Source organism: Magnetospirillum sp. (assembly GCA_027532905.1).
GTDB lineage: Bacteria > Pseudomonadota > Alphaproteobacteria > CACIAM-22H2 > CACIAM-22H2 > Tagaea.
This window is the reverse complement of sequence record JAPZUA010000002.1, coordinates 408,382-430,971: the sequence shown is the minus strand read 5'-3', so window position 1 is coordinate 430,971 and position 22,590 is coordinate 408,382. Positions and strand designations below refer to the sequence as shown.

Annotated in this window: 19 protein-coding genes; 4 read left to right on the top strand and 15 right to left on the bottom strand. The window is 61.9% G+C overall.

Going from position 1 to position 22,590, the window contains the following annotated elements; genetic code table 11:
• Positions 1-19 precede the first annotated feature (19 nt).
• Both O9320_10120 and O9320_10115 read right to left on the bottom strand, forming a co-directional pair.
• Positions 20-1,717 carry an iron ABC transporter permease gene (locus tag O9320_10120; GenBank protein ID MCZ8311199.1) on the bottom strand — a complete coding sequence of 566 codons (1,698 nt, stop codon included), beginning with the start codon at positions 1,715-1,717 and terminating at the stop codon, positions 20-22.
• Positions 1,702-2,586: a Gfo/Idh/MocA family oxidoreductase gene (locus O9320_10115; GenBank protein MCZ8311198.1), complete on the bottom strand. Its 885-nt coding sequence runs from the start codon at positions 2,584-2,586 to the stop codon at positions 1,702-1,704. Before O9320_10115 ends, O9320_10120 begins: the two co-directional genes overlap by 16 nt.
• A gap of 151 nt (positions 2,587-2,737) precedes the next feature.
• Between O9320_10115 and O9320_10110 the strand changes: the two genes are divergently transcribed.
• Positions 2,738-4,120 (top strand): MmgE/PrpD family protein, encoded by a 1,383-nt coding sequence (locus O9320_10110; protein MCZ8311197.1) that lies wholly within the window; start codon positions 2,738-2,740, stop codon positions 4,118-4,120.
• Between the two features lie 21 nt (positions 4,121-4,141).
• Here O9320_10110 and O9320_10105 read toward each other — a convergent pair whose 3' ends face one another.
• Entirely contained in the window at positions 4,142-5,170 is a 1,029-nt protein-coding gene (locus O9320_10105; GenBank protein MCZ8311196.1) for an alcohol dehydrogenase catalytic domain-containing protein, read from the bottom strand.
• An 11-nt stretch (positions 5,171-5,181) separates the two neighbouring features.
• Complete coding sequence (locus O9320_10100) at positions 5,182-6,141, bottom strand: dihydrodipicolinate synthase family protein (protein MCZ8311195.1); 960 nt, start codon at positions 6,139-6,141, stop codon at positions 5,182-5,184.
• Positions 6,142-6,399: 258 nt separating this feature from the next.
• On the opposite strand from O9320_10100, the gene O9320_10095 reads away from it, so the two are divergent.
• The 3 genes from O9320_10095 to O9320_10085 all read left to right on the top strand — a co-directional run bounded on the left by O9320_10095 (position 6,400) and on the right by O9320_10085 (position 10,890).
• Entirely contained in the window at positions 6,400-8,106 is a 1,707-nt protein-coding gene (locus O9320_10095; GenBank protein ID MCZ8311194.1) for a GMC family oxidoreductase N-terminal domain-containing protein, read from the top strand.
• Positions 8,107-8,186: 80 nt separating this feature from the next.
• Positions 8,187-9,668: an aldehyde dehydrogenase family protein gene (locus O9320_10090; protein MCZ8311193.1), complete on the top strand. Its 1,482-nt coding sequence runs from the start codon at positions 8,187-8,189 to the stop codon at positions 9,666-9,668.
• Between the two features lie 37 nt (positions 9,669-9,705).
• Complete coding sequence (locus O9320_10085; GenBank protein ID MCZ8311192.1) at positions 9,706-10,890, top strand: CaiB/BaiF CoA-transferase family protein; 1,185 nt, start codon at positions 9,706-9,708, stop codon at positions 10,888-10,890.
• 10 nt (positions 10,891-10,900) lie between these two features.
• Here the strand turns inward: O9320_10085 and O9320_10080 are convergent, their stop codons facing one another.
• The 11 genes from O9320_10080 to O9320_10030 all read right to left on the bottom strand — a co-directional run bounded on the left by O9320_10080 (position 10,901) and on the right by O9320_10030 (position 22,408).
• Complete coding sequence (locus tag O9320_10080; protein ID MCZ8311191.1) at positions 10,901-11,686, bottom strand: enoyl-CoA hydratase-related protein; 786 nt, start codon at positions 11,684-11,686, stop codon at positions 10,901-10,903.
• Positions 11,687-11,711: 25 nt separating this feature from the next.
• The gene (locus O9320_10075; GenBank protein MCZ8311190.1) at positions 11,712-12,998 is read right to left on the bottom strand and encodes a TRAP transporter large permease; all 1,287 of its coding nucleotides are present in this window, start codon (positions 12,996-12,998) and stop codon (positions 11,712-11,714) included.
• A 12-nt stretch (positions 12,999-13,010) separates the two neighbouring features.
• Positions 13,011-13,508 carry a TRAP transporter small permease gene (locus O9320_10070; GenBank protein ID MCZ8311189.1) on the bottom strand — a complete coding sequence of 166 codons (498 nt, stop codon included), beginning with the start codon at positions 13,506-13,508 and terminating at the stop codon, positions 13,011-13,013.
• A gap of 27 nt (positions 13,509-13,535) precedes the next feature.
• A complete protein-coding gene (locus O9320_10065) occupies positions 13,536-14,537 on the bottom strand; it encodes a TRAP transporter substrate-binding protein (protein MCZ8311188.1) in 1,002 nt (333 codons plus the stop codon).
• 273 nt (positions 14,538-14,810) lie between these two features.
• A complete protein-coding gene (locus O9320_10060; GenBank protein MCZ8311187.1) occupies positions 14,811-15,911 on the bottom strand; it encodes a LacI family DNA-binding transcriptional regulator in 1,101 nt (366 codons plus the stop codon).
• 103 nt (positions 15,912-16,014) lie between these two features.
• Positions 16,015-17,094 (bottom strand): Gfo/Idh/MocA family oxidoreductase, encoded by a 1,080-nt coding sequence (locus tag O9320_10055; protein ID MCZ8311186.1) that lies wholly within the window; start codon positions 17,092-17,094, stop codon positions 16,015-16,017.
• Positions 17,095-17,124: 30 nt separating this feature from the next.
• Positions 17,125-18,828, bottom strand: coding sequence for a dihydroxy-acid dehydratase (locus O9320_10050; protein ID MCZ8311185.1), 1,704 nt, complete (start codon positions 18,826-18,828; stop codon positions 17,125-17,127).
• 27 nt (positions 18,829-18,855) lie between these two features.
• Positions 18,856-19,650 carry an ABC transporter ATP-binding protein gene (locus tag O9320_10045; protein ID MCZ8311184.1) on the bottom strand — a complete coding sequence of 265 codons (795 nt, stop codon included), beginning with the start codon at positions 19,648-19,650 and terminating at the stop codon, positions 18,856-18,858.
• Position 19,651: 1 nt separating this feature from the next.
• Positions 19,652-20,635 carry an ABC transporter substrate-binding protein gene (locus O9320_10040; GenBank protein MCZ8311183.1) on the bottom strand — a complete coding sequence of 328 codons (984 nt, stop codon included), beginning with the start codon at positions 20,633-20,635 and terminating at the stop codon, positions 19,652-19,654.
• 23 nt (positions 20,636-20,658) lie between these two features.
• On the bottom strand, positions 20,659-21,417 hold the full coding sequence (locus tag O9320_10035) for an ABC transporter permease (GenBank protein ID MCZ8311182.1): 759 nt from the start codon (positions 21,415-21,417) through the stop codon (positions 20,659-20,661).
• A 118-nt stretch (positions 21,418-21,535) separates the two neighbouring features.
• Complete coding sequence (locus O9320_10030; GenBank protein ID MCZ8311181.1) at positions 21,536-22,408, bottom strand: aldo/keto reductase; 873 nt, start codon at positions 22,406-22,408, stop codon at positions 21,536-21,538.
• Between the last annotated feature and the right edge of the window lie 182 nt (positions 22,409-22,590).

Here is a 22,590-nt window from a genome sequence, read left to right as displayed (position 1 = left end):
TCCCTTGTTTTTTTTAGATTCATGTTCCGATACGCAGGCCGCCGCTCGCACGTTTGGCGATCGCGGCGGCCGTGAGCAGAAGAAGGCCGACCGAGGCGAACATCGTCATTCCAAACGCGCAGGCCTGGGCAAGGCCGCCATTGCCATTCCAGATGTCGAGGAGCACGGTGGAAAGCGTCTGGGTGTGGATGCCTTTGAGAATTATCGAAGCGCTGAGCTCCGGCAGCGCCAGCACGAAAACCAGCAGCCACGCGTATACGAGCGCCTGGCGCATCATCGGCAAGGTGATGAGTGCCACTGTCTTGAGACCGCCGGCACCGCCGACACGCGAAGCCTCTTCGAACTCTGGCGAAAGTTGGATCAACGAACTCTGGCTCGTGCGCACGCCGAACGTGATGAAGCGCGTGAGGTAGGCGACGAACAGGATTCCAAAGCCGCCATAGAGGCCGAGGGCATTCAGCGGCGGATTCAAATAGACGACGGCAAGCGCTATCGCCAATGCGGTTCCCGGCACGGCGAGCGGGATGATCGACATGTAGTCAAGCAGCCAGCGCCCGCGCAGCTTCAGACGTATGACGACGTAGGCGACGACGAACCCCATCACCGTGACGAGCGTTGCGGTGGCGGCGGCGAGCGAAACGCTCAAGGTCGCCGCCTTGCGCACGGCCGGATCGGCGAAGACTGCGCGATAATTGTCGAAGGACCAGTTCCCGGCCGAGAAGCCCATCCCCACGCTCTTCATCAGCGAGATGACGGTCATGCCGCCATAAGGTACTACGAGTACGGCGAGCACATAGACGACGCCGAGAACCGTAAAGGCGGCCGCGATGCGCCCTTCGGCACCGGCGCGCTCGGAGAAGGACTTGCCGCCAACAGTGCGGAAGCGCTCCGCCTGGCGCGTGGAACGCCGGTAGAGCACGAGGGCGGCCAGTGACATCAAAATCAGCACCATCGAGGCGGCCGAGGCAGCCTTGAAATCGAGCCGGACGAGCGATTCGCGGATCGAGATCGTCAGCACGTTGAGCCGTAGCATGTGCGGCGGTCCGTACATCGCGAGGCTGCCGGAGAACGCGAGCAATGCGCCCGAAAGCAGTGCCGGCCGCATCAGCGGCAGCGTCACATCGCGTATCGTTTCGATCGGCCCGGCCCCCTGCACGCGCGAAGCTTCTTCGAGTGCCGGATCGACGTTTCGCAATGCCGGCACAAGCGCCAGGAAGACGTACGAAACGCCATGCGGCAGCGCCGTCAGCACGAGCCCCCAGAGCGTGAAGATGTTGAGCGGGCCTGATTCCGTCTTCAGTTCGAAGACCGTACGAAGGGCCTGATTGAAATATCCGGCGTTTGGCCCAGCCAGTGCGATATATGCCATCGCGAGCAGAAAATCGGGGCTGACGAGGCAAACGATCATCGCGGCACTCACCACCGATCGGCCACGCATCTGCGTGCGCACGACACCGAATGCGAGCGGAGCCCCCACCAACACGCTCAAGACCGCTACGCCCGCAGCAACGGTCAAGCTGTTGCGCATGGCCGTGCGCAGTTTCGGATCCTCGAAAAAGTCGACATAGGCTGCGAACGTCAGCCCGTCGTCGGTCAGGCTGTCGACCGTCATGTAGCCGATCGGAATTGCAACGAGATAGGAGAGCCACAAAGCGGCGATCGCCCACGCGATCGCAGGTCGATCGAGGAGTGCCCGCTTCGTCATGCGTCGCGCCATGGCGCAATCTGTTCGAGAATGCGAACGGTTTCGGCACCGAGTGCGACGTCGCACGGGTGAACCCGGGCCCGGTCGCGGATGCTTTCGACCAGAGCCGTCGCGGCGCGCACATAATTAGCCGTCCTGTCGAGCACCGGCTCCGGGGCGCTTACCTCGCCAGCCGGCCCCCGGAAACGATAGATGTTGCAAGTATCGCCGGGATCGGCGCGTTGGTTAATGCGGCTTAGCGCGCGCGCACCGCCGACATGCGTCGTTTCGAATCGCGTAAAGCCCCCTTCGGGCGCGAGAGCGCGGGCCGCCGTGACCGAACCGAGCAGCGGCAACAGGATCGACAGGATGTGCGGGCCGACATCCCAAATCTCGGATCCCGCAACCTGGCGCCAGACGGAGTTGCGGTACGGGCTGTCGGAAGCGAACGTCGCCGAGCGGACTACGACTTCCGCCTCGCGCCAATCGCCGGCGTCATATCGCGCGACAAAATCGGCGATCTCGGGGACGAAGCGCCGCATGAAGAATACGATGGTTGCGGCATTGGCACGCAGTGCCGCCTCGGCAAGCAAGCGCGCGGCACTGGCGGACGTCGCGATCGGTTTTTCGAGCAGCGTGTGCTTGCCTGCATGCAGTGCGCGCAAGGCGAATTCCTCTTGGATCTGCGGCGGCACCGCAAAACTGATCGCATCGACCTCCGAAAGCATGTCGTCAAAGCGCGCAAACGCGGCGACGCCGCGCGCAGCAGCCAATGCGCGGGTTTTCTCGAGATCGCGACCCCATATGCCGACAAGGCGCGCACCCGGCGTCTGCTGCAGCCCAACCGAATGCACGTTCGTCGCCCAATGCGCAGTGCCGACAACCCCAAACTTCGTTTCCATCCCGTCTCGCCCTCTTTTCGGGTCTCATGTTTGGCATTGATGTAAGCGCTCTCATAAACTATGAATGAAAGCGGCAAACTGTCAACCAGCATCGGACGGTAGGCAAAAAGAACAGCTTGGGAGCGCCGCGTTACGCGGCGAGATGACGCGCATGGAATCGGGCAATCACGATCGGAGCTACGACTATGGCGGCATCGTTGCAGCACACGCCGCCGCCGCCGCGACTGCCGACTATCCGCGCGAAGTCCTCGAGAAGGGCAAGCTGCAACTCCTCGACACACTGGCCGCGATCGTCTCGGGTGCCGCACTTGAGGCCGGCATCGCCGGTCAGCGCTATGCCACGTCATTGGGCGGCCGCCCGGCCGCAACAATTCTCGGGACAGCCTTGCGAGCACCGCTTGCGGAGGCCGTGCTCGCCAACGGTATGGCAGCACACGCCGACGAATCCGACGATTCGCACGAAGAAAGCCAGACCCATCCTGGCTGCGGCGTTGTTCCGTCCGCGATTTCGGTCGGCGAGGAGCTGGGGACGAACGGTGCGCGATTGCTGCGCGCGACGATCCTCGGATACGAGATGACAATCCGCTTCGCCAAGGCCTTCGGCGCCGGAATGACCTTCAAGCAATCTTCCATGTCGAGCCACGCCTACGGCCCGCTGTTCGGCGCCGGCTATGCAGCCGGATCCCTGATGGGATTCGATGCGGAGCGATTCAAAATCCTGCTCAACTATCTCGCACAGGAAGCCTCCGGCCTCACGACCTGGCGGCGCGACGCGCGCCATACGCTCAAAAGCTACGTCTTTGCCGGCATGCCGGCAATGAACGGTGCCAAGTGCGCGGCACTCGTGCGTGCCGGCTTCTCCGGCGGCGGGGACGTGCTGGAGATGAGCGACCGCAATATGCTCGACGCCATCACTTCCCACCCGCGGCCTGCAGCCCTTACAGACGCGCTCGGCGCGCGCCACGAAATCCTTGAGACCGACATCAAGTGCTATCCGATCGGTTATCCGATCGCGGCACCGCTTGCGGCACTCGAGAAGATCATCCGCCAGCACGGTGTCGGTCCTGGGGAAACCAAGCGCGTTCGCATCTACTACAACGAGGATTGGTACAAGGTCATCGGCGACAAGACTCAGATGCCGGACGTCAATTTGCGCTACTGCATGGCCGTAACACTCGTCGATGGCAGGCTGACATTCGACTCGGCGCACGACGCCGAAAGGATGCAGGATCCAACCGTTGTTGCCGTCGGCCAGCGCATCGACTTCCTCGGACCGAAGCCGCATCTCGGCCGTTTCGACGCGCAGGTCGAAATCGAAACAAGCCGTGGCACGTTCGTCGCGGATCAGGACCGGAACGTGCTGGGGCGAGCGGAAAACCCGATGTCGAAAGTGCAGGTCCAGGAAAAGGCGCTCGATCTTTTGACGACCGTGCTTACGGCCGGTGCGGCGCGTGAGATCATCGACATGGTCGATCGCATCGAAGAGGTCGCCGACATACGCCGCCTCGTCGCCCTGATGGTTCCGCGCCCCTGACAACGTCTGGCGATGCGACCTTCAGGTTGGCCGGACGATGACCTTCGACGCCTCGCGGCGATGCCCCACATCGAAGCCGGCGAGGACGTTTTCCAGCGAATAGCGGTGGGTCACGAACTTCGCGTACATTGTCGGATCATCTGCCAGCCGCTTGACTACGTCCGGCCAGATCGCGCCGGGCGAACTGAACGCCCCCACCACCTGAAGGCGTTTCCGCACAAGGCGAACGAGATCGATTTCGCCGGGTACGGAATGGATGCCGACGACGACGAGCCGGCCCTTGGGGCGCAGCAAACCCAGTGCCGCCTTGAACGCCGATGCAGCACCCGACGCTTCGAAGACGCAATCGACGGAGTCTGCAAGCGCAGAAAGTGCCGAAGACTGTGCTGAATCGCTGAGGTCGACGAGTTGGCTGAAGCCGAGCGAACGCAAAACGGCGATGCGGCTTTCGTCGCGGAATCCGACGACGGTCACATCCGCACCGGCACGGCGGGCTTCGACGGCAATCGCCTGTCCGATCGTTCCAGGCCCGAACACAACAACCCTGTCGCCTGCCTTCAGCGCCGCCGTCATGACGGCATTCACGCCGATCGCGACGGGCTCCGTCAGCGCCGCGACATCGTCGGGCAAAGCATCCGGAATCGAGATGCAATTGCGCGCAGGTACGACGACATACCGCGCGAACCCGCCATCGCGCATCACGCCGATTCCACGACGCTCGCGGCACGCATCGAAGTCGGCCGCAAGACATGCGGTACAATAGCCGCATGTCGTCGCAGGCACGACCGTCACGCGGCTGCCCACGGCTGGTGCCGACCCTGACGATCCTCGATCGACGACGCGACCGACGAACTCGTGCCCGAGCGTCAACGGCAGCGACGGCCCGAGATGGTGGTAGCCCGGCGACCAGTGATCGATGTGCAAATCGGAGCCGCAGATGCCGGCGGCCGTCACTTCGATCTTCACGTCGTCAGGGCCCGCAATCTCGGGTTCGGCGACATCTACGAGTGCGACGCCCGGCGCAGTTCCGAGCTTGCGAAGCGCCAGCATAGCGGGCGGACCTACTCGGCCGCTCGCGAACGCTGGAACTTGCGCCCCGCTGGGAGATAGGCGGGCTGGTCGAGGCCGAAACGCTCGAAGCAACGGTCCAGATCGGCCTTGTCCTGGTCCGTGATCGCGGGCTGCGGCAAACGCGCCGTCGCGTGCGGAATGACGCCCTGGCGAACCAGCGCATACTTCATGCGCACGCGATAGTCGCGCAGAGGCGCACGCCAGCAGATGCGTGCCAGCGGGCCAAGCGCGTTCCAGATTTGGTAGGCCTCGGTAATCTTGCCGGCCACGGCAAGTTTGTGCATTTCGACGATCTTCGCCGTCGCGGTTCCGGCAAAACCGATCAGCGCACCCGAGCAGCCCATCAGCATCGCTTCGAGAATGAAGGTGTCGTTGCCGGTCAGGATCTTGATGTGCGTGCCTTCGGCTTCTTCGACGATCTCGACCGTGCGGTCTACATTGAAGGCGGCATCTTTCAGCGCCACGACGGATTTCAGCTTGGCAAGGCCCTTGATCGTGCCGGGCGGATAATCGACGAACGGCGTGTGGAACGCGATAATCGGCACGCCCGAGGCATCGGCGATCGCCTTATGGAAATCGACGACGACTTCGACCGGCAGCGGCTTGGATATGAAAGTCGGCAGCGGCGGAAAGATGACCAGCGCATCGGCACCCGCATCGACCAGACGCTTGCCGAGTTCGGCCGCTTTCGTGGTGCTTGCCGCAACGACACCGGAAAGGACGGCGCAGGCGCCAGCGGCGGCCTTCTTGGTTCGGCGGATGACCTCGAGCTGCTCGTCGATCGTCAGCGATCCGCCTTCGCTTGCCGCCATGTTCATGGCGATGCCCTGCGGGCCGCCGGCGGCGATTTCGGCCATATAGCGGTCGAGCGTGGTCCAATCGACCGACTCGTCGGGGTTGAACGGAGTGACGGGGGCCGCGATTACGCCCTGCGTGAGGTCGAACGCCATGGCACGTTTCCTTGTCTGATTTATTCTTAGTTAAGCGCTTACATGAATCTCGTTTGCATGTCAATAAAGGGCTAACAACGGCGATGCATGGAGCGTATTGCAGCCATGCATATTCCGTTTAATTTCAATGATATGTGGATATGCATGATGCGTCTTCCCGATTGCGCATTCGGCATGAAAGCGTTTATATATTGTCGAATAACAAGTTCGGTGCTTCTGCGCCGCACACCCAAGGGATGGATACGAAAAAGCGCACCGATGTCACACGACTTCATCATCGTCGGCGGCGGATCCGCCGGTTCGGTTCTCGCAACCCGGCTGACCGAGAGCAGTGCAACCTCGGTCCTCCTTTTCGAAGCCGGTCCCAACATCAAGGACGGCGCGACGCCAGAACGCATTCTCGACAGCTTCGCCGCCTACGCATTCCTCGATCGCCGCTTCCTTTGGAACGACCTGCGCGTAACGACGGAGACGATCCCGCACAACCAGCCGGATGCCCCAAGTCCGCGCCTGCGCAAGTACGAGCAGGCGCGCGTCCTGGGCGGCGGTTCGTCGATCAACGGGCAGCTTGCCAACCGCGGCGGCCCCGTCGACTACGACGAGTGGGAGACGCTCGGCGCGAACGGCTGGAACTGGAACTCGGTCTTGCCCTATTTCCGGAAACTCGAACGCGACAACGACTTCGACGGACCGCTGCACGGCAAGGATGGCCCGCTGCCGATCCGCCGAATCTTTCCCGACATGTGGGCCGGTCAAGCCAAGGCGATCGCAGCCGGATTCGAGCAGCTAGGCTTCAAATACCTTGCCGACCAGAACGGCGAATTCGTCGACGGATACCATCCCTTTACGATCTCGAATCTTTACGACCGACGCGTGCCGACGGCAATCGCCTATCTGACAAACACAGTACGCGCGCGGCCGAATCTGACGATCCGGACAGACTGCCATGTTCGCGATCTCATATTCGAAGGACGTCGTTGCGTCGGCGTGCGCGCAATTGTCGATGGCGAACTGCGCGAGTTCCGCGCGCACGAAGTGATTCTTTCGTGCGGGGCCATTTACTCGCCGCCCATGCTGATGCGTGCGGGCGTCGGGCCTGTCGGCGAACTGCACGCGCACGGGATCGAGCTGCGGCATGCGCTTGCGGGCGTCGGCCAGCGGCTGATGGACCATCCGTCGGTCGCGCTGGCCGCCTTTATCCACCCGCACGCCCGCCTGCAGGAGAAAACACGGCGCCATCTTCTCGTCGGGCTTCGCTTCACGTCCGACATTCCGGGCATGCCGGTGTCCGACATGGCCGTATCGGTTTCGACGAAGGCCGCTTGGCATCATGTCGGCGAGCAAATCTGCTCGGTGACGACATGGGTCAACAAGACGTTTTCGGAGGCCGGCGAAGTCCGCCTCAACTCGGCCGATTGGCGCGACCAGCCCAAAGTCGATTTCAAACTGCTGCACGACCGTCGCGATCTCGTGCGCCTGATGGCGGCGATGCGACGGTTGCGCGCAGTTTTCGAGGTACCCGAGATGCGCGCGGCCGTGGCCGACCCGTTCGCGGCGAGCTTCAGCGAGAAGATCCGCCAAGTGAGCGAGGTCAATACGAAGAACCGCATCCTTACGCGCATCCTGGCCACAATCCTGGACGGCCCTGCCCCGCTGCGCCGGTTCATGTTCAACAACTTCGTGGTCGAATCCGAACCGCTCGACGTGTTGCTTGCCGACGACGACAAGCTCGAGGCGTTTGTGCGCAAGGCCGCGGTCGGCGTGTGGCACGCGTCGTGTTCGTGCCGTATGGGACGCGCCGACGATCCCATGGCGGTCACGGACTCTGCTGGACGCGTTCACGGTATTGGCGGCCTGCGCGTCGTCGACGCATCGATCTTCCCCGCCATCCCGCGCGCCAACATCAACCTGCCAACGATCATGGTTGCCGAGCGCGTTGCAGATCTCATCCGCGCTGGCCACTAGCCGCAGACACACAGGATCGCCATTGCGATTGACATAAAAAGAAAGCGGTTACATCATCGCTATCCAATTGGAGAAACATCATGTCTACCGCATCAGCTGCCTGGCCGGTGAAACTGCCCGGAACGCCGATCGAGCTTCCGGCGATCGTCGGCGACAAGCTCGTCGAAACGCGCGATCGGGAGCCTATCGAGCGGCGGCATCCAACACATGATATCGCCATCAGCCGATATCCAAGAGCGACGGTTGCCGACGTTGACGCTGCCGTCGCGGCAGCCTCGGCCGCAGCCGAGAAACGCGTCTGGAGCGGAATGTCCGGCGCACAGCGCGCCAAAATCCTGCTCGGCGTGGCGCGCCGCATCGAAGAGAACCTCGACGAGTTCCGCCGTATCGAATGTCTCGAATGCGGTAAGCCCGTCACCAATGCGGAGCGCGAAGTTCGCGGCGCCATTGCGCACTGGGAATACGCGGCGACCCTCGCCCGCCATACCTACGGCGACACGTACGACAATCTCGGCGGCGGCCAGATGGGCCTGATCCTGCGCGAGCCCTACGGCGTCGTCGCCATGATCACGCCGTGGAACTACCCATTGCTCATTATCAGCCAGAAGCTGCCCTTCGCTTTGGCGGTCGGCTGCTGCGCGGTCGTCAAACCCAGTGAACTCACATCGGGCACCACACTCCTGCTCGGCCGTATCCTGCTTGAGGCAGGCATTCCGCCCGGCGTCGTCAGCGTGCTCCCCGGCTTCGGCCACGATGTCGGGGCAGCTTTGTGCGCCGATCCCCGCGTCGACATGATCTCGTTCACCGGGTCGACCCGGGTCGGCAAGGAAATCGCCGGCAAAGCGGGAGCTGCTCTCAAAAAGCTTTCGCTCGAACTCGGCGGCAAATCGGCGCATATCGTATGCGCCGACGCCGATCTCGAGACCGCAGCGCAGAAAGTCGTGATCGGCGCCACGCGCAATGCCGGGCAGGCTTGCGTGAGCGGTTCGCGTCTTCTGGTCGAGCGCTCGATAGCGCGCGAATTTCTCGAGCGCGTCAGGGCCGGCATGCTCGCCGTCCGCGTCGGAGATACGCTCGATCCAGCCACGGAAATGGGCCCGCTCATCAGTGCTGCACAATTCGAACGCGTCAGCGGCTACATCGCAGCCGGCCAGCGCGACGGTGCGACCTACTGGAGTCGACCGTCGGACGGCCCCGCACGAAAGAACTACGTACAACCGGGGCTTTTCACCCAGGTCGATCCGAAGATGTCGATCGCACAGGAGGAAATCTTCGGGCCTGTCCTATCGGCGATCGAGTTCGAAACGGTCGATCAAGCGATCTCCATCGCAAACGGAACGCCTTATGGCTTGTCGGCCGGCGTGTGGACACGCGATCTCGACAAAGCCTTCCGCTTCGGGCGCGGGCTCAAGGCCGGCACGATCGAAGTCAACACCTATATGGCTGGCACGCCGGAACTTCCGCTGACGGGCCACAAGGAAAGCGGCAGTGGCCATGAACGCGGCAGGTTTGCCGTCGATGAATTCACCGAGCTCAAGACAATCCATCTTCAGCTCAATTGAACAAGTTCCGACGCGCGTCGCGACACCGGAGACCGATATGCTCGAAAAAATGAAGGTTCTCAGCTTCTGCCACGTGCTGCAGGGCCCCGCCTGCACGCAGTATCTTGCCGACCTTGGTGCCGACGTTATCAAGGTCGAGCCGATCGAAGGCGAACGCGCGCGCCGATGGCCCGGCCCGCATATCGGCGGCGTGAGCGGCCTTTACCTCTGCGCGTTCCGCAACAAAAAGACATTCGCCGTCAATCTCAAGAGTCCCGAAGGACTTGCGATCATCAAGGAGATGGTCGCGACGTCCGACGTGGTCGTCGAGAACTATCGTTCCGGCGTGATGGATCGGCTCGGCCTTGGCTATGAAGCGTTGAAGAAGGTCAAGCCGGATCTGATCTATGCGAGCGGAACCGGCTGGGGTAGCAAAGGCCCGATGATCTCGAAGGCCAGCCAAGACATCATCGTCCAGGCGCGCACCGGCCTCATGGCGGCAACCGGCAACGACGAGCCGCGCGCGGTCGGCTCGGCCGTCATCGACCAGCATGGCGGCGCCGTTCTGGCGATGGGCATCATCGCGGCCTTCGTCAAAAAGCTCACGACGGGCAAAGGCACAAAGGTCGAAAGCTCGCTCTACACCGCCGGCCTCGACCTCCAGACGGAGCCACTGACCGTCTATCTGTCGACCCGTCCCGACCGCAAGATCCTGAAGCGCGATCCGCATCTTGCGACGTGGTACCACCAAGCGCCCTACGGCCAGTTCAAACTCGCCGATGCCGAGATCGCGATGTCGGTCAACGATCCGATGAAGGTCGCCGACGCGCTCGGCAGCGACGAGCTGCGTTCGATCGCGCATATCGACCGCTTCAAAGAGCGCGACCGCTACGCGCAGGTCTTTGCGAAGGTCGTTGCCACGAAGACTTTTGCCGAGGTCTCGAAGGCGTTCGACGATGCGGGGCTGTGGTACAGCAAGATCTACGACTTCGACGACGTCGCCGACGATCCGCAGGCAAAGGCAGTCGATGCCTTCACCGAAATCGACATTCGCGGTGCGAAAGCCGTGCTCGTGAACCATCCCGTCAAGTACGACGACGAGACGCTGCCGCTGCGCATCCGTGCCTACGGCATCGGCGAGAACACACGCGAAGCGCTGGCCGAGCTCGGCTATTCGAAGGAAAAGATCGACGACCTTATCAAGCGTGGCGTCGTGGGCGACGGGACGAAGCCCGCCGCCTGACGGGCCCCTCTTATCTGCCCGTGAATTTCGGCGCGCGTTTCTCAACGAACGCCGACATGCCTTCGCGGCGATCCTCCGCCATCGAATTGCGCCACAGCGAATCGCGCTCGTAGGAAATTCCGTTCTCATGCGTTGCGCCGACGGCAACGCCGATGCACGCCTTTGTAAACTGCACGGCAACGGGTGCGCGCGAAGCAATCGTCGAAGCGATTTCGACGGCGCGTGCGACGGTCTTCGCGACCTCGCAGATCTCGATCACATATCCCAGCCGCCAGGCCGTCTCGGCATCGATCGGATCGCCCGTCATGAGCATGTAGGACGCCATATTGGCGCCGATCTTGCGCGGCAGGCGCTGCGTGCCGCCATCGCCGGCCATGCCGCCGATCTTCACTTCCGGCTGGCCGAATTTCGCGTTCTTGCCTGCAATGATAAAGTCGCAGGTCAACGCCAACTCGTTTCCTGCCCCGAACGCGATGCCGTTCACGGCGGCAATGATCGGCTTCGGGAACTTCTCAAGCCGGCGCCACGCCTTGACGCGATCGGGATTGTTCGAGGTTCCGGCAGGGCCACGCTCGAGCATCTCGGCGATATCAGCACCGGCAGCAAAAGTCTCCTCGGTCCCCGTCAGGACGACCGCACGAACGTCGATGTCAGCTGCCGCTTCGTCGAGACGGCGCGCAAGTTCGATCACCATCGTGCTGTGCAACGCGTTCTTCTTCTCAGGCCTGTTGATCCGCAACAGTACGACATGCGCGACTGGCGTCTCTCGGGAGATCAGGTGGGACAGATCGGTCATGCTCTGGGATCCTGAGGCGAAGAGTTCAACCCAGCAATAGGCGGGGCAAGAAGGTTGTCAGAGGCGGAATTGCCGCGACCAGAAAGAGCGCCACGCAAAGCGCGAGGAAGAATGGGAAGATGCCTCTCGATGCCTCGCCGAGACCGATGCGAGCTACAGCGGCGCTGATGAACATCAATGTACCAACCGGGGGCGTCACGCCACCGATCAAGCAGCACATGACGATGATCGTGCCGAACTGCAGCGGATCGTAGCCGAGCGCTTGTCCCACGCCGAAGAGCGGTGCGGCGAACATAATCAGAATGGCCGTGCCGTCGATGAAGCAGCCCAGGATCAGCAGCATAATTACGACCAACAGCAGCTGGATCTCGGCCACGCTCGTGATCGCGTTGAGTAGGACGATGGCTTCCGACTGGAACTGTGCCCGAGTCAGGAGATTTGCGAAGACGGTCGAAGCCGCCAAGATCAGCATGACCATCGAGGTTGTGAGCGCAGCACCCATGACGGCCTCGCGCAGCTTCCGCCAAGTGAAGCCGCCATAGAAAAAATGACCAATGACGAGGACCGCGACCGCAGCAACAATGCCGGCTTCGGTCGGCGTGAATACGCCGCCGACGATACCGCCGATGATGATGAACGGGATGGTCATGGCCGGCCCGGACTCGCGCATGACAAGGACAAAACCTTTCATCGTCCGCCGCGGCGCTTCGTCGTTGCGGCCGAAACCGCCTCTAACAGACAGAAAATACGCCACAATCATGAGCAGAATGCCAACAAGAACACCCGGCAGCGCACCGGCCAAGAAAAGCTGTCCGGTCGAGACACCGGTGAGGAAACCGTAGATGATCATCGGGATGCTCGGCGGAATCAGCGCGCCGATCGTCGAGGACGTGGCGCAGACCCCGACCGCGTAGGATGCAGGATAACCCTTATTGGTCATGCTCGGGATGAGAATCCCCGCGGTGGCAGCGCAGTCGGCGACTGCCGATCCGGAAACGCCGCCGAAGAGCATCGACGTCACGATATCGACCTGCGCGAGCCCGGCCCGCATGCGACCGACCATGAAGCTCGCGAGTTGCATGATCCGATCGACCAGATTGCAGGCGCTCGCGAGCGTTCCCGTCAGGACGAAGAACGGAATCGCCATTAGCGGAAACGAATCCATGCCCCCGAAAAGGCGCGTGATCACCAGAGTGAAAGGCAAACGACCGTCGAGCATGAGAGGAATGAAAGTTGCTGCGCCGATCGAGAATGCGATGGGAACGCCGAGTATCAGCAGGACGAAGAAGGTAGAGATGAGAGTAGGAAGCAAAAACGAACTCCTTCAATCGACCAATGGCTGTTCGCTGGCAGGAATCGGTTCGCCGCGATTCCAGATTGTCCAGCCGAGCCGCAAAGTCTCGAAGAGCATCAGTACGCCGCCTATGGGGATGGCCACATAGACATATCCCATTGGGAACTCGAGCGAGGTCGACTGCTGCTCCATGTTCATGATCGTCACCTTCGATCCGAACCAAATCAGAACGACCTCGAACCAGATCATCACAGCGACGGCGAAAAGAGCGAGGGCGATCCCGGCCCGCCGCGGCAATTTGGCAAGCACGAGATCGACCCGGAAGTGGATCCCGTAGCGAATGGTGAGACCCGAGCAGAGAAAGACCATCCAGATGCAAGCATACCGGATGATCTCCTCGGCCCAGTAGAGACCGCCCCAACCGGGGACGGAACGTATCGCCGTCGAAAGAAAGCCGATTCCAACCATCGCCGTAATCGCGACGAAGACCAGGACTTCGATGACTCTAACGTAGAGACGATCAAGCATTGTTTCTCTCGACGACGACCTGTTGGATCAGTACTTGCTGAGCTTCAGCATCTTTTCGTACACCTCGACAACCTTCGGACCGCGATTGGCGAAGTGCTGCCGGTTCATTTCGATCAGCGGCGCACGGAACGTCTGGATCTCGGCATCCGAAAGTTCAGTGATCGTGACGCCCGCCGCACGCATCGTCGCGAGCGCCTGATCGTCGGCAGCCTTGTGCAGTGTCAGCTGGTAGGCACCGGCCTCTTGCGCCGAGGACGTGATGATATCCTGCATATCCTTGGGCAACCGGTCGAACCATGCTTTGTTGGCAACGATCGGCTGGGGATAGTGGTTGTGCCGCGTGGTGAGGAGGAATTTGGCCTTCTCGTGGAAATTGCTCGTCACCATCGTCTCATGGGTGGCTTCCATGGCATTGATGACGCCGGATTCGAACGACGTGTAAACCTCGGCGAGCGCAATCGCGGTGGGCACAGCACCCCAGCTGCGCGCGAGGCCGACGAAAAGCGGCGTATTGGGAATACGAAGCCGAAGGCCCCTGAAATCCGCCAGCGTCCGAAGCTGTCGGGTCGAGAGGACATTGCGCGGCCCCTGATACATGAGCCCGACAAGTTGAAAGCCCTTGGGTTGGATGAACCCCTGGAGGTCGCCGAAGATGGCGTCAGTGATGAGCTTCAGATCCTCGACATTGCGATAGACGTAGAATGCCTCCATCACCTCGATCTCGGGCGCGTAGGCACCTGTGCCCGGAAGGCCGCTCAGCACCATCTCGAGCGAGCCGCCGCGAACCATCTCGGCCATTTCGCGTTCCGAACCGAGCTCGCTGTTGTTGTGGATAGTAACCGACAATCTGCCGCCAGACTTCTGCTCGGCGAGCTGCTTGAAGCGGCCTGTGGCTACCGGAATCGTGTGCGAAGCGGGATAGACGTTGCCGACCCGGATTCTCACGGCCTGCGCCGATGCGCGGCCAATGATTGTCATCGAGCCGACGGCAGCAGCACTACCGGCAAGAAATTTGCGGCGAGAGTTCATAGCGGTTCCCTTCCCTTTATGTTGGCCACGCAGCCCGGCTTCACCGATGCAGAAGCGTGGAATTTTTTGAGGTTGCCTGGCTCAGCGCCCAGAAATGCATCAAGGCACCGAATTAAGAAACCGCTTACATCGTGCTTATCAAGCGACAAACTGTCAAGCGGAACGATGGCTTGGCATATCAAATCTTATAATTGCTGGTATTTGGGGAGTGACCCAATTCGCCGTCTCCCGCATATCAAAATGCGGCTTCTGACGACGATGTAAGCGATTAACTTATGTCTTCAAAGGTGCCGCAGCAGTACTGCCGCGGATCATCAGTTCGGCATTGAACCGCCCCGGCAGCCTGGTATCCGGCGCCTTCTCGAGGCTTCCAACGATGAACTTCGCAATGGCATGCCCGATATCGATCGCAGGCACTCGCACTGTTGTCAGCGGTGGCTCGATTTGAGCGGCCATTTCCAGATCGTCAAAACCGGTGACGCTGATATCCTTCGGAACAGACAGGCCCGCCGCCTTCGCTTCGATCACAGCACCGGCTGCCAAATAGTCGTTGGCGCAGATCACGGCCGTGGGGCGCACGCCTTCAGACTTCAGCAAACGCTGCATGCCCTCCCGCCCAGCACCGATCAGATATTTCTCGACGATAATCTCATGCTGCGGCCGCACCGCCAGGCCGACATTGGCGAGCACCACCTTCACCGCCTCGATACGCTGGCGGATACGGTCATTGCCCTCGTACTGGCGGGAAACGATGGCGAAATCGCGATGGCCGAGGCTCAGCAGGTATTCGATCAGCCGCGACATTTCCAAGAAATTGTCGAAGCCGATGCAGTTCTTTCCGCCGTTGCGCCCGCTGGTGTAGGCCGTCACGTAGAAGACCTTGCGGCCCTCAAGGAACTCCAACAAGGCCTGCGGCTGCTCCTCGCCCATAAGGATCAGGCATTCGATGCCGTGCTCCAGCATCTTCGTCGCCTGTCGCAAGGTGCGGTCCGGCTGCAGTTCGGGCTTGCCGAGAAAAAGCGTATATCCGGCGTCGCTCAGATCCTGCTGGATCGCCTCGACCATAGCCATGATCGCCTGATGCCCCAAAGTCGGGATCAGCGCGCCGACCGTGCGCGTACGCAGCGAGGCCAGCGCCTTGGCGGCACCGTGCGGGATCCAGTTGAGCGATCGGATCGCCGCCTCGACGCGCTGGCGGGTATCGGCCTGGACCTTGTTCGGCGAATTGAGAACACGCGACGCCGTCGCCGTCGAGACACCCGCAGCCCGGGCGACGTCCTCGAGCTTCGCCGATGACGGGCTTTGCTTGCGCACGCGTCGCTTGATCGGCTTGACGCGCTCGTTCCGAGAAGTTGACTTGGACTTCTTTGCCACCCCGCGCGCCTTTCGTTGTTCGCATCGAATCTAGTGCTTTGCACCCTCAAATCCCTAGTGCAGTTCGACGATTCGATGCAATTCAAACTTATCGGCCAACCGATCAGAAAGAATGCCACCCCTTGTATCGGGCATGCCGGCTGTCGATGGGCAGGTTCTCGGTCCGGCCGGTCTCGGCGGCTGAATAGATCGCGGTAATCAGCTCCAGCGCGCGACGTGCCTCCTCAAGTGTGATATCGAACGGCAAGCCCTCGGTCACCGATTTGTGGAACGCGCGGAACTGGCCCGCAAAAAAGAGATCGCCCGTAGGGATGCCAGCGGTCGCCGCATCGATGTCGCGCTGCAGTTCGGGGCGCATCGGCACGATCGTCCAGGGCTCGAGCGCCGGCTTGGGCGCATCGAGATCGAAACAATTGCGCTCGATCGTGAAATTCTCGAAGCAGAAGCGCATGCGGGTCGACGGACGCGCGGAGCCGAGCGTCGCGGTGAGAGACGCAAGCGAACCATCCGCCATCTGGAGGCTTGCCACCGCGCAATCCTCGACCTCGATGGGATTGACCCGCGTGGTCTTGAACGAAGCGACCTTCGCGACCGGGCCCGCAAGGCACATGAACAGGTCGTGGATGTGAATCGACTGCGTGACGAGAACGCCGCCCAGTTCAGTCGCGAACTTGCCGCGCCATGGCACCTGATAGTAAGCGGCACCGCGCAGCCAGGCCGTCTCGATCGAGGAAACATAGAGCTTCCCGCCGAGACCCGAGCGCACCAGTGCGCGAACGCGCTCGAAGCCGGGGCCATAGCGATACTGAAAGATCGGCATGACCCGCGCTTTGGATGTCTTCTGCGCTGCGATCACGTCGTCCATGAGTTCGAGCGAGCTCGTGAAAGGCTTCTCGCAAAGCGCATGCTTGCCCGCCGCAAGTGCGGCCCGAACCATCGAATGGTGCTCGGACGGCGGCGTGCAGATGCTGACGGCGTCGATATCGGGCATTGCGAGAACGTCGTCATAGCTCGTCGTGCGCCCGGCAATCCCGTACTTGTCCGCAAACGCGGCCAGGCGCGCCGGCTCGATCTCGCAGCAGACGGCGATGTCGAATTGATCGCGCAGCAGCGCAAATCCATTCTCGATCTGGTTTCCGGCCACCCATCCGCATCCGACGATCGCAATCTTCAATTTCCGCACGTGCCACCCCTTCTCGGTTGATCGATAGAATCATTTCCGCCGCGTGCGGACGGGCACCTTGCGCAGGAAATCGAAATCGCATCCGTACTCAGCCTGCAGGACCTCGTCGAAATAGAGACCGCAATAGCCGCGCTCGGGCCGCAGCGGCGGGACCCAACCCTTGCGACGCTCGGCAAGGGTCTGCGCATCGACCAGCAGTTCGATCCGACCAGCCCCCACGTCGAGCGCGATACGGTCGCCATCGCGTACGAGTGAAAGCGGCCCGCCATCGGCGCATTCGGGGCTGATATGCAGCACGATCGTGCCGAATGCCGTACCGCTCATGCGTGCGTCCGATATCCGCACCATGTCGGTCACGCCGGCGGCCGCGAGTTTCTTAGGGATCGGCAGATAGCCCGCCTCCGGCATGCCCGGTGCACCCTTCGGCCCGGCATTCTGCAGCACGAGTACGTCGTCCGCCGTCACGTCCAGATCCGCCGCATCTATCCGCTCGGCCATGTCAACCAGCGACGTGAAGACGACGGCGCGCCCCTCGTGCTTCAGCAGCCGTTTCGTGGCGGCCGCCTGCTTTATCAAAGCACCGTTGGGCGCAAGGTTGCCGTGCAGCACGCGCAATCCGCCGCCCTTGTGAATCGGATCGGAGACCGGGCGGACGACGTCCTGCTTCCAGCCCGGCGGCGAGCGCGGAATGGTCGATGCCAGCGTGCCGCCGGTGACCGTAAGGCACTGCGTGTTCAGATCCGCCTCGATCTCGCGCAGGATCTGACCGAGCCCACCGGCCTTATGCAGATCTTCCATATAATGCTGGCCCGAGGGCTTGAGATCGACCAGCACCGGCGTCTCCACGCCCATCCGGTCGAAGGCGGCATAGTCGATGTCGATACCCAGCCGCCCCGCAACGGCAGCAAGATGGATGAGGCCATTGGTCGATCCGCCAACCGCCTGCAGCACGCGCAGCGCGTTGTCGAACGCTTCCTTCGTCATGATCTTCGTCGGCCGCAGATCTTCCTTCGCCATCGCCACGGCACGGGCACCAGTTGCCTCGCCGTGACGCAGGCGGTCGGCATGCACGGCCGGAATGCACGCACCGCCAGGCAGCATCATGCCAAGCGCCTCGGCGCAGAGCGCCATCGTGCTGGCGGTTCCCATGACCATACAGGTCCCGGGGCCGGGCGCGAGTTGTTCGTTGATCTCGTCGATCTCGGCCTGATCGATCTGCCCGGCGCGATGCTTGCCCCACAGGCGGCGGCAATCCGTGCAAGCACCCAGCCGCTCGCCCTTGTGGCTCCCGGTGATCATCGGACCGGTCACCGTGAGGATCGCAGGCACGTCCGCACTTGCCGCCCCCATCAGCAGAGCCGGCACGGTCTTGTCGCAACCGCCAATCAGCACGACGGCGTCCATCGGCTGGGCGCGGATCATCTCCTCGGCCGCCATGGCCATCAGGTTGCGCAGGAACATGCTCGTCGGGTGCGAGAAGGCTTCATGGATCGAGATGATCGGAAACTCGATCGGCAACCCGCCCGCAAGCATCACGCCGCGCTTGATCGCGTCGATCAGCTCCGGGACGTTGCGGTGGCACGCATTGTAGGCCGAGTAGGTATCGGTAATGCCGACGATCGGCCGGTCGAGGGCGTCGTCCGAATAGCCCATCGCCTTGATGAATGCCTTGCGCAGGAACAGCGAGAACCCCGCGTCGCCGTACTGCGCCAAGCCCTTTTTCATGCCCTTCATGGATTGCCTGCCAAACCTGTTGTGCCGTCAATCCTTGAGGATGCCGGTCGCACTGAAAATGTCTTTGATGGTAGCGCAATAGCCCACGAATTCGGGCGATGCGAGCACGGCACTGCTGCGCGGGCGCGGCAAATCGATGTCGATGATCCGCTCGACTCTCCCCGGGCGCGACGTCATCACCACGACGCGATCGGAAAGTGCCACCGCCTCGGCAATGCCGTGCGTGATGAACAAGACGGTCTGTCGGCGATCGAGCCAAAGCTTTTCGAGATCGACGCGCATCTGCTCGCGCGTCAGCGCATCGAGGGCGCCGAACGGCTCGTCGAAAAAGAGGAATGGCGGGGCATGGACGAGTGCGCGGCAGATGGCGGCGCGCTGGCGCATCCCGCCGGACAGTTCGAAAGGATAGCGGTTCTCGAAGCCCTCGAGCCCGACCTTCTTGAGCAGATCCATCGCGCGCGGCAGTAGTTCCTTTGCCGGGATCTTGCGCAGATCGGAATGCAGCATAACGTTCTGGAGGATCGTGCGCCATTCCAGCAGGGCGTGGTCCTGAAAGACGATGCCGAGATCGGTGAAGGCGCGCTTGATCGGGCGACCATCGATGATCACCGCGCCCGACGTCGCGTCGTCGAGCCCGGCGGCGACGAGCATGAGCGTGCTCTTGCCGCAACCGCTGGGCCCAAGGACGGAGACGAACTCGCCCTTCCGGATCCCGAACGACAGCGGACCCAGCGCTTCGATCGAGCCTTCGAGCGCCTCGTAGGTCTTGCGCAGGCCGTCGAAGACAATCGCGTCGCTGGGCACCGCCGACGTCGCGTCCATGTCAGGCCGACTGCCCGACGAAGTCGTTGGTGTAGAAGTGGGTCGCTGGCAGATCGGTCTTGAAGCCCGTATACTCCTTCAGCAACGCGATGTTCTTCTCCATAGCCGCCGGATCGGTCATGCCGAGCGGCTTGACGCCCGTGAGCAGTGTCGTGAAAACCGCGAGATTGCCACGCACGACTTTCGGGTCGAGCGGCGTCTCGGCGTGCTTGACGAGTGCTTGCACCGACGCTTCCGGGTCGTCGATGGCCGCCTGCCACGAACGCTGCGTTGCCTGCACGAAACGGCGAACGAGGCCGGGATTGCCGCGAATGAGGTCAGGATGCGTCGAGATGCCCGAGCCGAGCGTGGGCACGCCAAGATCCTTGTAGGTCTTGTACTTCGCCGCAAACCCGGCGTTCTGCAACGACACCGGCTGGTCAGCCGCACTGCCCAGAAGGATGTCGCAGCGCCCCTCGCGAAGGGCGGCGACACCGGCCGTGCTGTCCACATTGAACATTTCATAGTCCGTCGGCTTGATACCGTTCGCCGCCAGGACCGCCGGCCAGAGTTGCGTGGCACCGTCGCCGGCCGTGCCGCAAACCTTCTTGCCGATCACGTCGCGCGCGGTTTCAAACTTCGTGCGCCCGTCGATCCACACGACCGCAAGCGTGCTGATCGCCATCGTCATGATCTGCTTAGCCTGCACGCCCTGTGCGGCCGCCAACAGGAGCGCGCTGGTATCGGCCCAGGCGAACATGTCGCCCTTCGACCCGACTTGGCGCACGGTCACGCCGGAGCCCTTCCCTTGGTCGGGGCGCAGATCGATGCCTACATCGCGATAGTAACCGCGCTGAAGACCGAGGATCGGCGGCGAGTAGTTGCCGATCCACGACCAATTGAAGCGGAACGAGACGCGATCCGGGGCCTGCGCGAGGGCGGGAGCAGCCAAGGTTGCGGCGGCAGTTGCGGCAGCCGAAGCAAGGAATGTGCGGCGTTTAATCATCTTGGTTCCTCCTGAAAGTTTATTTAGTTCGGCGTTGATCGCCGTTGCGCGATATCCCAGGGTGTGGCGAAGCGTTGTATCAATTCGACCGCAAAATACAGCACGATGCCGATCAGGCTCAGCAGCATCATGCCCGCGAAGGCGAGCGGCGAGTTCATCTCGCCGTTGGCGACGAGTACCAAATAGCCAAGCCCGCGACTGGACGCGATGAACTCGCTGACGATTGCGCCGATCGCCGCAGCCGCCATCGACATCTTTAGGCCTGCAAAAAGATTGGGCAGCGCATGCGGAAGCCGGATGCGCAAAAACATGTCGATTGGCCCCGCCCCCATTGATCGCGCGACGCGGATCGGCTCCGGTCGGATCGAGGTAAAGCCGACGATCGCTTGGATCAGAATGGGAAAAAACGAGATGAGAAATGTGATCAACACCTTCGGCAAAACGCCGAAGCCGAACCAGATGATGAAGAGCGGTGCGATCGCGATCTTCGGGATCAACTGCGAGAAGACGACGATCGGATAGACGACCCGGCGGACAACGGGAATGAACGAAATCGCCAGCGCAAGCGGGATGGCGACCGCAACCGACAACAAGAAGCCGGAAAGGATGATCGTGACGGTCGAAGACGCGTGCAATGCGAGCATTGGCGCCCGATCAACGATCTCGACGAAGATGCGGCTCGGCTTCGGCAACATGATCTCGGAAACACCGAACAAGACGACCGCCGACTCCCAACCTGCGAACAGCACGGCAAGGGCCAGAAGCGGGCCGACTGCGTCCAAGAACTGGCGCTTGCGCAAAAAAGACGCCCCCCCAGGCGATTTATGAAACCGCTTACATAATACACAGCAGATTAGCTCGGTCAATAGATCGACGCACACGACGCCGGCGCAAGTCAAGCTAGGGGAGCTTGCCCTGTGCGGCAGCGAGGATCTCGTACCAATCCTGTCGATCAAGCTGAATATGCGCGGCCGCAGCAAGTGCGCGCAGGCGCTCGAAACGCGTCGAACCGAGCACCGGGACCGGTCGACTTGGCAGGCAGAGCAGCCAAGCAAGCGCGACAGCGCCGATATCGTCGGTTCCGCGACGCAAGCCCACCTCACGCAACGCGGTACGGATTGGGCTTGTGGACGCATCCGCCGCGTCGAAGAGCCGGCCGCCGCCGAGCGGCGACCAGATCATCGGTGCAGCACCAACTTCCTGCGCCTGTGCAAGCGTTCCATCGAAGAGAGGTGCGCGCGCGAGAACCGACAATTCGATCTGGTTCGTGACGATCGGCAGCGAAAGCTTCGACTGCAGCAGCGACAGCTGATGCGGCGCATGGTTCGAGACACCGACCGAGCGGACCTTGCCGGCGGCGACGAGCGCTTCGAGGGCGCGCGCGGTCTCCTCTGCGGGTGCGAGAAAGTCAGGCCGATGCACGAGGAGCAGGTCGAGATAATCCGTTCCGATCGCCTTCAGCGCGTTTTCGACCGTGGCTTCGATGTGCGCCCGCCTATTGTCGTAGTGCTTCACCCGATGCAGCGGGCGCGCGTTGCCGACATTGCAGACCCCGAACTTCGATACGATCTCGATCCCATTGCGCCCAGACGAACGCGCGCGAAGTGCTGCTCCAAAAAGCGCTTCGATCTCGTAATTTCCGTATATGTCGGCAAGGTCGAAAGTCGTGATGCCGATTTCGACGCATCGATCGACGAACGCGGCAAGCCTCGCTGGTGTGTTCGTCTCCTCGCCCTTCAACGCGCGCCAAACGCCCCAAGTAAGGCGAGACATGTCGGGACCTCGGGCGTGAATCTTCTGTCTAGGTACAAGCATTTTCAAACCTCATACATGCGCACACATGTCAGAGGACATGCCTTATCTCGCCCAATATGCAAACAAAACAATCTTGCCCCTCGATTGGCCCGACATGGCCAAATGGCAAATGCCGCAAGTTCAAACCAACGAGAAGGCCT

What these genes read in the sequence shown, in the direction of transcription:
- O9320_10120 (MCZ8311199.1), bottom strand. Translation starts at nt 1,717, where the DNA reads ATGGCGCGACGCATGACGAAGCGGGCACTCCTCGATCGACCTGCGATC.
- O9320_10115 (MCZ8311198.1), bottom strand. Translation starts at nt 2,586, where the DNA reads ATGGAAACGAAGTTTGGGGTTGTCGGCACTGCGCATTGGGCGACGAAC.
- O9320_10110 (MCZ8311197.1), top strand. Translation starts at nt 2,738, where the DNA reads ATGGAATCGGGCAATCACGATCGGAGCTACGACTATGGCGGCATCGTT.
- O9320_10105 (MCZ8311196.1), bottom strand. Translation starts at nt 5,170, where the DNA reads ATGCTGGCGCTTCGCAAGCTCGGAACTGCGCCGGGCGTCGCACTCGTA.
- O9320_10100 (MCZ8311195.1), bottom strand. Translation starts at nt 6,141, where the DNA reads ATGGCGTTCGACCTCACGCAGGGCGTAATCGCGGCCCCCGTCACTCCG.
- O9320_10095 (MCZ8311194.1), top strand. Translation starts at nt 6,400, where the DNA reads ATGTCACACGACTTCATCATCGTCGGCGGCGGATCCGCCGGTTCGGTT.
- O9320_10090 (MCZ8311193.1), top strand. Translation starts at nt 8,187, where the DNA reads ATGTCTACCGCATCAGCTGCCTGGCCGGTGAAACTGCCCGGAACGCCG.
- O9320_10085 (MCZ8311192.1), top strand. Translation starts at nt 9,706, where the DNA reads ATGCTCGAAAAAATGAAGGTTCTCAGCTTCTGCCACGTGCTGCAGGGC.
- O9320_10080 (MCZ8311191.1), bottom strand. Translation starts at nt 11,686, where the DNA reads ATGACCGATCTGTCCCACCTGATCTCCCGAGAGACGCCAGTCGCGCAT.
- O9320_10070 (MCZ8311189.1), bottom strand. Translation starts at nt 13,508, where the DNA reads ATGCTTGATCGTCTCTACGTTAGAGTCATCGAAGTCCTGGTCTTCGTC.
- O9320_10065 (MCZ8311188.1), bottom strand. Translation starts at nt 14,537, where the DNA reads ATGAACTCTCGCCGCAAATTTCTTGCCGGTAGTGCTGCTGCCGTCGGC.
- O9320_10050 (MCZ8311185.1), bottom strand. Translation starts at nt 18,828, where the DNA reads ATGAAGGGCATGAAAAAGGGCTTGGCGCAGTACGGCGACGCGGGGTTC.
- O9320_10045 (MCZ8311184.1), bottom strand. Translation starts at nt 19,650, where the DNA reads ATGGACGCGACGTCGGCGGTGCCCAGCGACGCGATTGTCTTCGACGGC.
- O9320_10040 (MCZ8311183.1), bottom strand. Translation starts at nt 20,635, where the DNA reads ATGATTAAACGCCGCACATTCCTTGCTTCGGCTGCCGCAACTGCCGCC.
- O9320_10030 (MCZ8311181.1), bottom strand. Translation starts at nt 22,408, where the DNA reads ATGTCTCGCCTTACTTGGGGCGTTTGGCGCGCGTTGAAGGGCGAGGAG.